Source organism: Labrys okinawensis (genome assembly GCF_002982075.1).
In the GTDB taxonomy this organism is placed as follows: Bacteria; Pseudomonadota; Alphaproteobacteria; order Rhizobiales; family Labraceae; genus Labrys; species Labrys okinawensis_A.
This window is the reverse complement of record NZ_PUEJ01000010.1, coordinates 255,678-269,317: the sequence shown is the minus strand read 5'-3', so window position 1 is coordinate 269,317 and position 13,640 is coordinate 255,678. Positions and strand designations below refer to the sequence as shown.

Genomic DNA, 13,640 nt, shown 5'->3' with positions numbered 1-13,640 from the left:
GCACCTATGTGGAAACCCAACTGGTTCCAACCTTGAAGCCGGGCGACATCGTCGTCATGGACAATCTTGGCTCCCACAAGGGAAAGCAGGTACGCCAAGCCATCCGAGAGGCAGGAGCAAAGCTGCTATTTCTGCCCAAATACTCCCCCGATTTGAACCCAATCGAGCAGTTCTTCGCCAAACTCAAACACTGGCTGCGCCAAGCCGCCGCTCGTTCTCTCGATGAGCTCACGCACGCCATCCAGCACATCTTGCAGCAGACCAAACCCTGCGAATGCGCGAATTTCTTCGCTAACGCAGGATATGATCGAACCTAATTTCATAATGCTCTAGTGCCGGCAATCTATCGCGATAGTGGCCGGCTTCCCCAGCATCGGTGTGCCCATGCCCGCGATCGCCTATTGGCGGGGTCCGGCCAGCCTTTCCGGGCGGCCGGCTCAATCGGCAAGAGCAGCCAGAATTTCGGTGCCGCTCCTGGATTCTTCCTTTGGCCAGGCGAGAAAATCGCCATCCGCGGCCACGGCGTCGTCGAGCAAGCGGTGATAGAGGGAACGCGGCAATTCGATTGCGCCGAGACTGGTGAGATGGTCGGTGACGAATTGGGTATCCAGCAACTGGTAGCCGCCGCGACGCAGCCGGGCGACCAAATGGACGAGGGCAACCTTGGAGGCGTCGCTCTCGCGGTGGAACATGCTTTCGCCGAAGAAGGCGCCGCCGAGGTCGACGCCATAGAGGCCACCCACCAGCCGGCCGTTGCGATAGGCCTCGACCGTATGGCAATGGCCCAATCGGAACAATTCGCCGTATAGCCGGCGAATCGAGGCATTGATCCAGGTGGTACGACGTCCCGGCCCGGCTTGGGCGCAGCCGTCGATCACTGCGTCGAAGTCGCGGTCCACCACGATCTCGAAGCGGTCGGAGCGGATGGTTCGTGCAAGACGGTGGGAGACGATCACCCCGTCGAGCGGGATGATGCCGCGAAATTCCGGCTCGACCCAGTAAAGGCCGGGATCGTCGGCGCTTTCGGCCATCGGGAAGATACCGCAGGCATAGGCCTTGAGCAGGACCTGCGGCGTGATCTCCAGATTGAGCTCGGCGCCAGACATGGCGAAAGGCCTAGGCGCTATCGCTCATGCCGCCGGCTTCGAGAAATTTCTCGAGCCAGTGAATGTCGTAGAGACCGTTCTGGATGTCCGCATTGCGCACCAGGGTGCGGAACAGCGGCAGGGTGGTCTCCACGCCGTCGACCACGAACTCGTCGATGGCCCGGCGCAGGCGCATCAGGCATTCGGTGCGGGTGCGGCCGTGCACGATCAGCTTGCCGATCAGCGAATCGTAATAGGGCGGGATCTTGTAGCCCTGGTAGACGGCCGAATCGACACGCACGCCCAGCCCGCCCGGCGGGTGGAAATAGCTGATCGTGCCGGGCGAGGGCCGGAAGGTCGCGGCATTCTCGGCGTTGATGCGGCATTCGATGGCATGGCCTTCGATCTGCACGTCCGACTGCTTGATCGACAGCGGGGAGCCCGCGGCAATCTTGATCTGCTCGTTGACCAGATCGATGCCGGTGATCATCTCGGTGACCGGATGTTCCACCTGGATGCGCGTGTTCATCTCGATGAAATAGAACTCGCCATTCTCATAGAGGAACTCGATGGTGCCGGCGCCGACATAGCCGAGCTCGATCATCGCCTTGGCGACGATGTCGCCGATCTTGTTGCGCTGGGCGGCATTGAGGGCAGGCGAAGGGCCTTCCTCCCACACCTTCTGGTGGCGGCGCTGCAGCGAACAGTCGCGTTCGCCCAGATGGATGGCGTGACCCTGGCCATCGCCGAGGACCTGCAATTCGATATGGCGGGGCTTCTGCAGATATTTCTCCAGGTAGACCGCATCGTCGCCAAAGGCCGCAAGCGCCTCCGCCCGCGCGGTGGCGAGCGCATCGGGCAGATCTTCGGCCGTCAGAGCCACCTTCATGCCGCGGCCACCGCCGCCGGCAGCCGCCTTGACCAGCACGGGATAGCCGATCTCGTCGGCGATGCGGGCGGCATCGGCGTCATTGGTGACGCCGCCGTCCGAGCCGGGCACGCAGGGAATGCCGAGGCGCTTGGCGGTACGCTTGGCCTCGATCTTGTCGCCCATCATGCGGATATGCTCGGCCTTGGGGCCGATGAAGGCGATGTTGTGCTGCTCGAGAATGTCGGCGAAGCGGGCGTTTTCCGACAGGAAGCCATAGCCCGGATGCACGGCCTCGGCGCCGGTGATCTCGCAAGCCGCGATCAGAGCGGGAATGTTGAGATAGCTTTCTCGGGCCGGCGGGGGCCCGATGCAGACGCTTTCGTCTGCCAGCTTCACATGCATGGCATCGGCATCAGCGGTGGAATGGACAGCCACCGTCTTGATGCCGAGTTCCTTGCAGGCGCGCAGCACGCGCAAGGCGATCTCGCCGCGGTTCGCGATCAGGATCTTGTCAAACATTCATGTCACTCGATGATCATCAGCGGCTGGCCATATTCGACCGGCTGCTTGTCCTCGATGAACAGGGCGGTCACCGTTCCCGAACGCGGCGCGATGATGTCGTTGAAGGTCTTCATCGCCTCGACGATCAGCACGCGGTCGCCCTGGTTGACCTTGCTGCCGATCTCGACGAAGGCCTTGGCGCCGGGTGCCGCGCCGAGATAGGCGGTGCCCACCATCGGCGATTTCAGCACGCCGGGATGATTGGCCGGGTCGGCAGCCGCGGGGGCGGCTGCAGCGGCAGCGGCAGCGGCCGGAGCTGCCACGGCGACGGCCGGCGCGCTGACCGGCACGGTCGCCGTCACATTGATCTGCCGCGCCACCCGGATGCGCAGATCGGCCTGCTGTACCTCGATTTCGGTGAGATCCGTTTCCGTGAGGAGATTGGCGAGTTCCCGGATAATCTCGGGGTCGATCCCCGATTTGGTTCGCGACATCGTCATGCCTTGCGTTTCCGAGGGGCCGAGGCCCCGTCATTCATTGAGCCGATACGCTCGAAGCCAGCGCTTCGAGGGCAAGTTCATAGCCCTTGGGGCCAAATCCGCAGATCACGCCCTTGGCAGCCGGCGAGACCCAGGAATGGTGCCGGAAGCTTTCACGCGCGAACACGTTGGATAGATGCAGTTCGATTACCGGCAGGCTAACGGCCTTGATCGCATCGTGCAGAGCAATCGAGGTATGGGTGAGCGCGCCGGGATTGATGATCAACCCGACCGCCCCCTTGTGATAGGCCTCGTGCACCCAGTCGAGCAGCACGCCTTCATGGTTGGTCTGCCGGAATTCGATGGTAAGGCCCAATTGCTCGGCGCGCGCCCGGGCCAGCTTCTCGATGCCGTTGAGGTCGAGCGTGCCGTAGACGGAGGTCTCGCGCACACCCAGCATGTTGAGATTGGGACCGTTGAGAATGTAGACGAGCGCCATGCTTGCCATCAGGACCATAAATTGAAAGCCCGAAGCGTGCTGCAACGGGCCTTTTGCTGCGAACGCCCCTTATAGGGCGCTCGATCCAGGAAGGCAAAGCCGGTCGTGAAAAACCGCCTGCTTTGCCCGAGAAGGGGCCGTCCGGTTCAGCCGCAGGCGGTCTGGCCGCATTTGCGCAGCGAATCGATCTTGGATTTGAGGGCATCGTAACCCACGGCGCCGGGCGTGATCTCGCTGCCGAGCACATAAGAGGGCGTGCCGTTGATGCCCAAGGCTTCGCCGAGCTGCATCGTGCTGGCGAGCCCCTTCAGCAGGGCTGGATCCTTCATGTCGGCCTGGAGCTTGGCCATGTCGACACCGGAATCCTGCGCGACCTGCAGAGCGCGGTCCTTGCCCACGGCGCCGCGCGTGCCCAGCAGGACCTGGTGGAACGCCAGGAACTTGTCGCCCTGCAGCTGCTTCTTGACGGCAAGGGCGACCACGGCGGCCTCCTTAGAGCCTTCGCTCAGGATCGGATAGTCGCGCAGCACCACTTTGAGCTTCTTGTCGGTTTCGAGCAGCTTGACCATGTCGGCCAGGCCGCGCTTGCAGTAGCCGCAATTGTAGTCGAAGAACTCGACCAGGGTGATGTCGCCCTGGGGATTACCCAGGACCGCGTTCTGCGGCCCGTTGAGAATGGTGTCCATGCTGTCGGAGAGCAGCTTCTTCTGGCGCTCGGCCGTTGCCGCTTCCTGCTTGGCCTGCATGGCGTTGATGGCGTCGACGATGACCTCCGGGTGCTCCATCAGGTAATTCTTGACGATCGCTTCGACCGCAGGCTTGTCGAGCGGTTCGGCAGCGAGGGCGGGCTGGCCGGGTGCGAGCAAGCCAGTGCCGAGCGCAACCCCGGCCATCAGACGCTTCAACGACATATACTTCTCCAAAAGGCAGGAATCCCAAGAGCAAAACGCGTTTGGAAGAAACGCATTCGGCTCTCACTCTTTGGTTCGGCGCGTCCGTGCGATTTGAGGTCTGTGGCTCAAACCACAAAAAGCTTTGGGACGTGGATAGGTCCAGGCCCGTAACCGATCAATGAATCGCGGTTCCAGGACGTGCGATCTCACACAATCGTGTTCGATCAAAGGCATTTGCCTGGTTTTCGCCAATTGCAGGGCGCGGCTGGCTTCGCAACTACGTTTCGACACGAGATCGACTGGCAAACGCGTTTCAAGAGGACGCAGTCTGCTGTCAGGAGTCCTTGCCCTTCAACCTGTCGAGTGCGGCGAAGGGAGAAAGGCTCGCCTCGTCCTCGCCTCCCTCGAAGGTGACCCCTGGCTTGCGCGGATAGGGATCGAGCGCCAGTGCGAGGAACTCGCTGACGATGGCTCCCAGATCGATGGCATCGCCCACCAGCAGGTCCGGCGGGTCCTCGGCTTCCGGATCGTTCAATTCGGCCAGATCGAACTCGGCATTGGGATCCTGCCCATCGGGCGAGAAGCGGATGTCGACCGGAGCCTCGATCTCGCTCTCGAACGGTTCGGCCGTGACGACGCAAATCTGGGTTATCAGGGCATGAATGCTGCCATCGACCGCCAGCCCGTCCTTGCGGAAGGGGGTGACGTGAAGCTTGGCCGTCAGGGCGGCAACACTGGGAAGGCCGAGCTGCCGGGCGACGGCGCGGCGCTCGTCCTCGTTCGTGTCGATGACGAAGTGGCGGCCGGTGGCCGGAATCTCGCGCAGATGGACCGGACGCGAGAAATGGGGCGTTTGGGTGGTCATGCGCTCTCACCTAGGGCTGGGGTGGGGAAGGGCAGGGAGCCGCTGGCAAGGCTCGCCAGCGATGCATCGCCAAGGGCGTTGGAGGCGCGCCGGACATAGCCGGCGAGGGCCCGTGCCTGTGGCAGTCTCGCCTCGTCGCGGGCGTAGACGTTGCGCAGAAGAACCTGCGTGAGTTCCTCGTTATCCGGCTTGTGCAAGGCGTTGCCATAGGAGGACGAGCATCCGGTATAGATGTCGGCGATCTTGCGCATCTTCTTGGGCACGGCGAGGTCGCCCACGCCCATTTCCCGCATGGCGCGGTCGAGCTCGGCGAAGAAGCGGTCGCATACGCCCTGGGCGATCTCTCGGATCTCGCCCTGCTCGTCGTTGAGCCGGTGCATGAGCAGGAACAGATGCAGCAGCATCATGTCCGTGCGCCCTTCCACCGTATCGGGAACGCGTCCCTCGATGAACAGCGCGGGGTCGCGGCTCTGGGCCAGGATCTGGTCGTAGAGACGGGCAATCTGCGCGTCGCGCGCTCTATTGCGAAACAGGCCGAACATGAGCTCCTTCACCGGCAGGGATAGTCGACCGGGGTTCCCGGCGCCGGCACCGTGCCGGCAGTCCGGCACGATCCGGTCGAAGACCGCACTCTATAGCGGATGCTCCATATAAGTGGATGCTTCCTGAGCGCCAAGGTTGAATTTCACGCGCGAGCGGGTTACGCCAGAACCCACGCGACGATGTGGCGAACGAGCCTGTGTGCCCGATGGAGGCCAAAGTGAGTATAGTTGTGTTGCCCCCCCGTTTTCGGTCTCCCGCGTTGGCGGCCGCTGTCGTGATCTCCCTGGCAGGGCTGTTGCAAAGCTGCGGCTCGATCGGCGAGACCAATGTGCACGGCATCGTGGTGACCGAGAGTACCTTGTCGGCAATCAAGCCCGGTACGTCCCAGGCCCAGGTGCTCGAGGCGCTCGGCACGCCTTCGACCCAATCCACGCTCGACGGCCAGGCCTGGTACTATGTCTCCCAGACCACGTCCCGCCCTGTGGCCTTTCTGTCTCCGCACGTGACCGACCGCAACGTATTGGCCGTCTACTTCACCAATGGCCGGGTGTCGCGCGTCGCCAATTACGGCCTGAAGGACGGCGTCGTGTTCGATTCGATCACCCGTACGACGCCGACGGCCGGCGGCGACCTCAATTTCGTCACGCAGCTCGCACGTGGCATGACCGCCGGTATTCCGGGCTTCGGCCGATAAAAGGTTCGGCGGCAAAGCAGGAAGCGCCTGGGTCCCGGGTGCTTCTTTGCCTCAGTCGGGTGAGGTTCGATGGGGGCGCCGGCCTTAGGGCGTTCCGCCCGGCTCCCGGGTCTCCGGCGTGAAGACCATCTTGAAATAGCTCCAGAAATTCAGGGTCATCGACAGTGCGACGGCAATTCCCACCGCCAGCACGGGCCAGCGTGCGAAAGGCCCGCCCAGAGTGACCAGCGCCATGAAGGCGCCGAGATTGACCAGAGCGGACAGCGCACTGGCGGACAGATAGCGCAGGAACTCGGCCGCGATGTTGGTGCCGGCGCGGTCGCCGAAGGTCAGCGAGCGGTTGATCAGCCAGGTCACCACCATGGCGCAGGCAAAGGAAGCCAGGCGCGCGAGGCGTGCATCGAGACCGAAATTGGCCAGGAGAGTCAGGATGCCGGCGTCGAAGGCGAAGCCGACGAAACCGGCCAGGGCAAAGCAGCATAGCCGCCGGCGCACGGACCAGCCCGAGGAGGGGTCAGCGGACAGGGGCATAACGCAAATAATGCAGCCGCTTGAGCTCCCTTCGCCCGCGCGTGACCGTATCCAGGATCATGCCGGAAAAGAAGGCGATGATGGCCGAGAGCATCAGGCCGGTGGCGAGCACGGCCGTGGGCAGGCGCTTGACCGAGCCGAGTTCGAGATATTCCAGCACGACGGGGGTAGCGGCGGCGAGCGACAGCAAGGCGAGGATACCGGCCACCAGGCTGAAGAAGAGCAGTGGCCGTTCTTCTTTCACCAGCTTGGCGATGAGCTTGAGGATGCGCATGCCGTCCTGCACGGTGCGCAGCTTGCTCTGTGAGCCTGCCGGTCGCTCCCGGTAGAAGGTTTCGATCTCTCCGAGCGGAAGCGACATTTCGAGGGCATGCACGAGCAGTTCGGTTTCGATCTCGAAGCCGGTCGAAAGGGCGGGGAACGTCTTGACGAAGCGCCGGGACATCGCCTTGTAGCCCGACAGCATGTCACGCGAGGATGAGCCAAAAAAGCGGGTCACCAGGCGGGTGAGCATCCGGTTGCCGAAACGGTGTCCGGGACGATAGGCTGTCTCGCCATCGGCCACCCTCACGCCGTTGACGAGATCGAGAGGCCCGGCGCGCAGGGCCGCGACCAGGGCCGGAGCGCTGCTCGGATCATAGGTATTGTCGCCGTCGACCATGATGTAGATGTCGGCTTCGATATCCGCGAACATGCGGCGGATCACGTGTCCCTTGCCCTGGCGGGCCTCGCGACGCACCACGGCACCGGCTTCCTTCGCCAGGCGTGCAGTATCGTCGGTGGAATTGTTGTCGTAGACATAGATGGCGGCTGACGGCAACTGCGTGCGAAACCCCTGGATCACGGCCTGGATGGCCGCCGCCTCATTGTAGCAGGGCACCAAAATCGCAATCGCCGGCTCCGTCCCCTCCATCGTTTCTTCGGTCCTTCGCCTGTCTTCCCGCTCCGGTCCTTATAGCCGCAAGCCGGACTGAGGCGCCAACCGGCCTGTGTCATGGTTAAGGCCATTTGCTCATGCCGGCCGGAGTAAGGATATGGCCTCAGCGCCCCCCGGTGAATCCGTTTGAATGCTCTTCCAGCGAAATGTCAGAGGATTATGCGGCAGGAAAGTGATTTGAAGCGTAGTGAATCCGTAAGAATAGGATCAGGCATGTGCTGCGGAACTGCCGCTTCGATGTTCTGCTCGGAAGATTCCGATTGAATTGGCACTATATTGTTATTGGCGTTTCAAGAAAGCGGCGCAGATAGCAAAAACGTACATTTTGTCGCAGGTTTGTCTTGACCGCCCGGATTCAATCGGGCAGCCTGTCACCATCGATTTTCGGCCGAACGACTTGGCCTCGCGTCATTGGATGCGTGCTGACGAGATCTCACCAAAATTCGACACTCGCTGGGTCCGCTTCGTTGCGGGCTTTGGCTCTCACTACGTTGAAGGAATAGCTCACGATGAGCACAGGTACCGTAAAGTGGTTCAACGCCCAGAAGGGCTACGGTTTCATTCAGCCCGACGATGGCTCCAAGGACGTGTTCGTCCACATCAGCGCGGTTGAACGGGCCGGCCTGTATGAGCTGCGCGAAGGCCAGAAGATCAGCTATGAACTGGTCCAGGATCGGCGCTCGGGCAAGTTGGCCGCTGACCAGCTCAAGGCCGCGGCCTAAGCGAACCGCAGAGTCTTTCGGTATACCGTCAGATTTTCAGGAAAAGCCGGCGCGCCAGCAGCCGGCTTTTCTTTTGTTTGCGATGCAGCAACATGTGTGCGCCGCAAGATGGCGCTGAGTTTCGGCGGTCGACGGCGATTTAAACTTGAAGGATAGTAGGAACAAGCGCAGAATTCGGACGTTCAAGCCAAGGGCTGAGTCCCTCATGGCCGGATTAAAGCCGGCCGATGGAGGTTCGTCATGGATCTGAGTGAAATGATCACGGGTTTTCTGGTTGTCCTGGTGATCGCAATTTTGATTATCGATACGGTGATTGATTGGCGTTCGCCGGCTAAGACCGCGATGCAGGCGAGACAGACCGCCGCTCCCGGCAAGCATAGCCTTGATCCGAAGATCGGCTGCGACATCGTCTGGTGCTGAACGCCGGCGCATTGTGGTGCCGTCACCGCGATTCCCGCCATCGGGCGGGCCGGACAGGCTTGGTCTTGGTATGACTAGATGATCGCGACGCAAACCTGGCGGACGGTATCATTGCCGTGTTGGTGACATTCGCGCCGTATGGAAGCGGCGGCCCTACGTGTTTTTGTAAAGAATCGCCTGCAGGCTCTCATCCTCGATTGGGCTCACAGGCGGCATGCGGCGACTCGCGTTCTTCCTTCCCCGGCTTGCAAAGCGCGTTATCACTCGGATGGGGCGGCTTCCCGCCGTCAAGACCGCGCGTGTAGCCGCGGGACACGCGGGCTGCCAGCGTCGTGATGATATCCTCCCGCTCGGCGAGTGCGGCCCGGAGGTGAGCGATCGTCTCGACCAAGGCCCCAACGGCGGCACGTGCATCACCTCCGCAAGCGGCGATCGTCTCGTCGACGCCGAGCCGTGCAAGCTCGGCACCGCGACGCAGGAAAGACTCCGAAGTCGCCGCGCTCGCGCTCATGGCTTGCCGGAAAGGCGGAGAGGATTGCCTGCCGCCTCCAGCAGGCCGGCCAGACGGTCCAGTTCGTCGTCCAGCCGGACATTGCGCCGAATGGCCCGGCGCAATGCCGTAACGGCATTGCCATCGGTCCGCTTCAACTCGCGGCTGACGATCCACTCGATCGACACGCCCCGGACATCGCCATCCACTCTTTCGTGAAGATCTTCGTCTTCGAGCCGGTCGGATTGGCGCTTCAATTCCTCGATCAGCCTGTCGCGGTTGATCAGCGAGGTCTGGGCCTGGCGAACATAACGGTAGAGCATCAGCAGGGCCGCGCCGCTGCCGCCTGCCTTCTCGACCAGTCGGGCGATCTCCGCGACTTCCTCGGGCCGGGCAGCCTGCATGCGCGTGCCATCGAAATAACCGTCAAGCATGTCGATTACCTTCGGTTTGAGTGCAGGACCTTATGCGCCGAGAGAGCGACTGTCCAGCATTTTGTTCTCTTTTTGTTCTTATCGGCGAGATCGAAGCTGCCGGACAAATATCAAGATCAGACGTCGAAGGAATCCATCAGAACCGTCTGGCTGCGCTGGTATGTATCCACGGCATTGAGATGCTCAAGCAGATGAAATCCAGCGCAATGACTTTCAACACCGGGAACCTGACAGGCTTGGCCGCTTTGCTGACGAAAATGCGGACGGTGCGAACCGGCGCTTCTCCGCTCCCGGCGAAGAAGGGCTGGCTGGCAGTCAAAATGTTCAGAAAAATGGTCGGAGCGAGAGGATTTGAACCTCCGACCCCTAGTCCCCCAGACTAGTGCGCTAACCGGGCTGCGCTACGCTCCGACGCTCATTGAGCGTGGGCTGAATAGGGTTTTTCGCTCTGATGCGCAAGCCCCGATTTCAGTTTCTCGTCATATGAGAGACACGAAATGCACGGGGCGGGCAGGCGAGGTGCGCCGAACCAGAAATATGAGGAAGAATTCCCGCCTGTCTATGAATGCCCCGGTTGCCGCCATACACTGGAAGGGGGGATCGCCGCTGCGTGGAACGAACGTTTCCTGCTCGGCGTTATACCGCGCTGGATTGGCTCGAGGAGCGTGTGATGAGACAATGGGTTATTGCTGCCTGTGCTGCGGCCATGGGCCTTGCTTCAGCAGGCCTTGCTGCGGCGCCTGCTTCAGCCATGCCATTGGCGCCTGCAGCCGGCGCAGAAAATCCACTGCTGCAAACGGTGGCGGATGGCTGCCCGCGCAATTACTACCGCAGCTATGGACGCTGTGTCCCCAACAGCCGGGGCTATCGGGGACCGCGTTACGACGACGGGTATGCCGAGGCACCGAGATATTATGTGCGTCGCTATTATTACGACAGTCCGGGCTACTTCGACGGGCCTGGCTATTACGACGGCCCGCGCTATTGGGCCCTTCCGCGCCGCTGCCCGCCCGGCAGGTATCCGGGTCTGTACGGCCGCTGCGTGTCGGACTGGTGATCCCGGTTCGACTGGCCAAACCGCGAAAATATGCAGGTGCTGGCCTTTGAGGCGAACGTCCCCGGCGACAGCAAAAGACCGGCAAGGATCGTCCTTGCCGGCTTGGTGAGGCGGTGAAACCTCGTGCCGATCAGTAGACGGGGTGGCAATAGCCGCCGCGCGGGCCCAGACGCGTGCCGGGAGGGCAGGGCCGGCCGTAGCCGCTGCGATTGGCCGGCACCGGCCCGCGGCGATAACCGGGAGTGGCCGGAAAGAAGCGGCCGGGACGGTAGCCGGGAGCAGGGCGGTTGGGCACGCAGCGCCCCCAGCGATTGGGGACATAGCCCCGCCCGCAACCATAGGCTACGGTCTCGGCAATGCCGGCATCTGCGCCGATGGCCGGAACGGCGGGCATGGCCGAGGCGCCGGTGGAAAGGCCGGCAAAACCGATCGTGGCCAGGGCGGCCGCGAGAATCAATTTCTTCATGAAAAACTCCTGTCGTTCAGGCGCCCGGCGGGCGCGAATCTGCAATCCACCATGGCGCGATGGTCGCAAATCTTTCCTTAACGGAAGCTGTACCGCGCAGAAGGCAGCCGTTCAGCTTGCTCCATCCGGCCTTGCCTCGGACATGGCCTGCCCGAACAGGATGATGCATGGGCCGTCCAGCTGGTTGGCGGTAAAAACAGCGGCCATTTCGCCGACCGTGGTGTGGAAGCGGCGCTCGCGGGCATGGGTGGCATATTCCACGATGACGGCCGGCGTATCGGCGGCCATGCCGGCTTCGAGCAGGCGCGTGGCGACCTCGGCGACGACAAGCTTGCCCATATAGATGGCGGTGGTGGCGGCAGGGTCGGCCAGTGCCTTCCAATCGAGATCGTCCGGCAGCTTGCCGTTCTTGGCATGGGCGGTGATGTATTGCAGGCGCCTGGCATGGTCTCGATGGGTAAGGGAGACCTCCAGGCTCGCGGCAGCTCCGGAAGCCGCTGTGATGCCGGGAATGACCTCGACGGCGACGCCGGCCGCGCGACAGGCGGCGATTTCCTCGCCGGCCCGTCCGAATATCAGGGGGTCGCCACCTTTCAGTCGCACCACGCGCTTGCCGTCGCGGGCCAGTGAAACCATGAGCGCGTTGATGTCGTCCTGCTTGCAGGACGGGCGATGTCCACGTTTGCCGGTGATGATGCGCTCGGCCTCGCGGCGCGCGAAGTCGAGCACTTCCTGCGAGACGAGGTCGTCATGCAGGATGACGTCTGCCGACTGCAGGGCACGTACCGCCTTCAAGGTCAGCAGTTCGGGATCTCCCGGGCCTGCGCCGACAAGGGCGACGCTGCCCTCGGCCGGGTTTCTTTCCTGCTGCTCGATCGCGGTCACAAGGCCGGCGCGTTCGGTTTCGCCCGGCACGCGATCGGGGTGGCGGAAGGCAGCATTGACGAAACGCTCCCAGATCGCTCTGCGGGCCTGAAGGGAGAGGTCCCGCGCCTGCACCAGAGGGCGCCAGTTGCGCGCGGCCTCCGCCCATTTCTGGAAGCCCGTCGGCAGCAGCATCTCGATTCGGCTGCGGATCGCCTGCGCGAAGACGGGAACGGCGCCGTCGGTCGAGATGCCCACCACCAGGGGCGAGCGGTTCACCACCGCGCCGAACTGAAAATCGCAGAAGGCCGGCCGGTCGACGATGTTCACCGGCGTTCCGGCCCGGCGTGTGGCGGCGGCAAGATGGGCGGCCTGCTCGTCGTCTTCGACATCGGCGACGACCAGGGTGATGCCGTCGAGATCGGCCTCATGCCAGGAGCGGGCGAGGTGGCGGACAGCCACGTCCTCTCGGGCGCATAATTGCGCCAGGGCGTCGCTCGCCACAGGCGCCGCGATGCGGACTTCGGCGCCGGTCGAGGCCAGAAGCTCGGCCTTCCACAAAGCGGCCTGGGTCGCGCCGATGACCAGTACGGGTTTGCCGGTCAGGCGATAGAATACCGGCAATACCGCCAGCGGCGCGATGCGCGCGGGTTGCGAGACAGGATTACGGCTCATCGATCACAGGCTCAACGTGCTCAATACAGGTCTGGGAGGCGCCGATAACTGCCGGCCTTCGCCTCAGTTTTGCCGCACGTCACACAGCCAGCAGAGGCTAAAGTAAATCGGTCGGGCAGACAATGCGAAGCGGCGTTGGGATGCGGCAGGGTCCTTCCGGGCGAGTCCGCGGTCCGCGCCGCAGGAATTGCTACGGGAAAACCCGATTCCAACCGGCGACGCTGTCGCCATTGCGACGCAGGTTCAGCCGATCCGACATTGTCATGCCATTGTCATGACGAGCCCGCATGATGCAACATGCCGTTACGCAAACATCAGCGAAAAAAGGCGAGGCTCTCGCGAGCCTCGCCTCATTCTAGACCTCGTCCTAACCCATCTTCCTGAGACTTCCTTCACGCATCTTTGTGCTGTTTGAAGTGCCAGGACGGCTGCTCGACAACGGTTCATTCACCGGCGGCGCCTGCGGGCTTCCTCCCAAGACTTGGACCCTGACTTCCTTCTACTCATCGCTGAGCTCGGATGCCCTGTCGTTGACGGGAGGGACGCTAGACGAAGTTTTTTTGCTTGTCACGTCTTTGTGCAGCAATCGGCACAAAATTAATATCTTTGCTTAA

At 62.5% G+C, this 13,640-nt stretch carries 17 protein-coding genes and 1 tRNA gene; 5 read left to right on the top strand and 13 right to left on the bottom strand.

What is annotated here, in order from left to right:
• The coding region (locus C5L14_RS24580; protein WP_146127016.1) for a transposase at nucleotides 1-317 on the top strand (317 nt) is incomplete at its 5' end.
• A 120-nt stretch (nucleotides 318-437) separates the two neighbouring features.
• Here C5L14_RS24580 and aat read toward each other — a convergent pair.
• The 7 genes from aat to C5L14_RS24545 all read right to left on the bottom strand — a co-directional run bounded on the left by aat (nucleotide 438) and on the right by C5L14_RS24545 (nucleotide 5,735).
• On the bottom strand, nucleotides 438-1,106 hold the full coding sequence (gene aat, locus C5L14_RS24575) for a leucyl/phenylalanyl-tRNA--protein transferase (RefSeq protein WP_105864693.1): 669 nt from the start codon (nucleotides 1,104-1,106) through the stop codon (nucleotides 438-440).
• Between the two features lie 10 nt (nucleotides 1,107-1,116).
• Complete coding sequence (accC, locus tag C5L14_RS24570; protein WP_105864692.1) at nucleotides 1,117-2,475, bottom strand: acetyl-CoA carboxylase biotin carboxylase subunit; 1,359 nt, start codon at nucleotides 2,473-2,475, stop codon at nucleotides 1,117-1,119.
• A gap of 5 nt (nucleotides 2,476-2,480) precedes the next feature.
• Nucleotides 2,481-2,951 (bottom strand): acetyl-CoA carboxylase biotin carboxyl carrier protein, encoded by a 471-nt coding sequence (accB, locus tag C5L14_RS24565; protein WP_105864721.1) that lies wholly within the window; start codon nucleotides 2,949-2,951, stop codon nucleotides 2,481-2,483.
• 40 nt (nucleotides 2,952-2,991) lie between these two features.
• Nucleotides 2,992-3,435: a type II 3-dehydroquinate dehydratase gene (aroQ, locus tag C5L14_RS24560; protein WP_068296342.1), complete on the bottom strand. Its 444-nt coding sequence runs from the start codon at nucleotides 3,433-3,435 to the stop codon at nucleotides 2,992-2,994.
• A gap of 146 nt (nucleotides 3,436-3,581) precedes the next feature.
• Complete coding sequence (locus C5L14_RS24555; protein ID WP_105864691.1) at nucleotides 3,582-4,346, bottom strand: DsbA family protein; 765 nt, start codon at nucleotides 4,344-4,346, stop codon at nucleotides 3,582-3,584.
• Between the two features lie 316 nt (nucleotides 4,347-4,662).
• Nucleotides 4,663-5,193, bottom strand: coding sequence for a YceD family protein (locus tag C5L14_RS24550; RefSeq protein ID WP_105864690.1), 531 nt, complete (start codon nucleotides 5,191-5,193; stop codon nucleotides 4,663-4,665).
• Nucleotides 5,190-5,735: a ubiquinol-cytochrome C chaperone family protein gene (locus C5L14_RS24545; protein WP_105864689.1), complete on the bottom strand. Its 546-nt coding sequence runs from the start codon at nucleotides 5,733-5,735 to the stop codon at nucleotides 5,190-5,192. Before C5L14_RS24545 ends, C5L14_RS24550 begins: the two co-directional genes overlap by 4 nt.
• Nucleotides 5,736-6,010: 275 nt before the next feature.
• Between C5L14_RS24545 and C5L14_RS24540 the strand changes: the two genes are divergently transcribed.
• Entirely contained in the window at nucleotides 6,011-6,430 is a 420-nt protein-coding gene (locus tag C5L14_RS24540; protein ID WP_245443548.1) for an outer membrane protein assembly factor BamE, read from the top strand.
• An 84-nt stretch (nucleotides 6,431-6,514) separates the two neighbouring features.
• On the opposite strand, the gene C5L14_RS24535 is transcribed toward C5L14_RS24540, so the two are convergent.
• Together C5L14_RS24535 and C5L14_RS24530 are read right to left on the bottom strand one after the other, a co-directional pair.
• Entirely contained in the window at nucleotides 6,515-6,961 is a 447-nt protein-coding gene (locus tag C5L14_RS24535) for a GtrA family protein (protein WP_105864687.1), read from the bottom strand.
• The gene (locus tag C5L14_RS24530) at nucleotides 6,945-7,874 is read right to left on the bottom strand and encodes a glycosyltransferase family 2 protein (RefSeq protein WP_105864686.1); all 930 of its coding nucleotides are present in this window, start codon (nucleotides 7,872-7,874) and stop codon (nucleotides 6,945-6,947) included. The genes C5L14_RS24535 and C5L14_RS24530 overlap by 17 nt, the downstream gene beginning before the upstream one ends.
• Before the next feature lie 533 nt (nucleotides 7,875-8,407).
• Between C5L14_RS24530 and C5L14_RS24525 the strand changes: the two genes are divergently transcribed.
• A complete protein-coding gene (locus C5L14_RS24525; protein WP_105864685.1) occupies nucleotides 8,408-8,620 on the top strand; it encodes a cold-shock protein in 213 nt (70 codons plus the stop codon).
• Between the two features lie 240 nt (nucleotides 8,621-8,860).
• Entirely contained in the window at nucleotides 8,861-9,040 is a 180-nt protein-coding gene (locus tag C5L14_RS24520; protein ID WP_105864684.1) for a hypothetical protein, read from the top strand.
• 507 nt (nucleotides 9,041-9,547) lie between these two features.
• Here C5L14_RS24520 and C5L14_RS24510 read toward each other — a convergent pair.
• On the bottom strand, nucleotides 9,548-9,964 hold the full coding sequence (locus tag C5L14_RS24510; RefSeq protein ID WP_105864683.1) for a hypothetical protein: 417 nt from the start codon (nucleotides 9,962-9,964) through the stop codon (nucleotides 9,548-9,550).
• 333 nt (nucleotides 9,965-10,297) lie between these two features.
• A tRNA-Pro gene (locus C5L14_RS24505) sits at nucleotides 10,298-10,375 on the bottom strand.
• A gap of 259 nt (nucleotides 10,376-10,634) precedes the next feature.
• On the opposite strand from C5L14_RS24505, the gene C5L14_RS24500 reads away from it, so the two are divergent.
• The gene (locus C5L14_RS24500; RefSeq protein WP_181161315.1) at nucleotides 10,635-11,021 is read left to right on the top strand and encodes a hypothetical protein; all 387 of its coding nucleotides are present in this window, start codon (nucleotides 10,635-10,637) and stop codon (nucleotides 11,019-11,021) included.
• 130 nt (nucleotides 11,022-11,151) lie between these two features.
• Here the strand turns inward: C5L14_RS24500 and C5L14_RS24495 are convergent, their stop codons facing one another.
• A complete protein-coding gene (locus C5L14_RS24495; RefSeq protein WP_105864682.1) occupies nucleotides 11,152-11,487 on the bottom strand; it encodes a GCG_CRPN prefix-to-repeats domain-containing protein in 336 nt (111 codons plus the stop codon).
• Between the two features lie 111 nt (nucleotides 11,488-11,598).
• Nucleotides 11,599-13,026 carry a siroheme synthase CysG gene (gene cysG, locus C5L14_RS24490; protein WP_105864681.1) on the bottom strand — a complete coding sequence of 476 codons (1,428 nt, stop codon included), beginning with the start codon at nucleotides 13,024-13,026 and terminating at the stop codon, nucleotides 11,599-11,601.
• Nucleotides 13,027-13,640 lie beyond the last annotated feature (614 nt).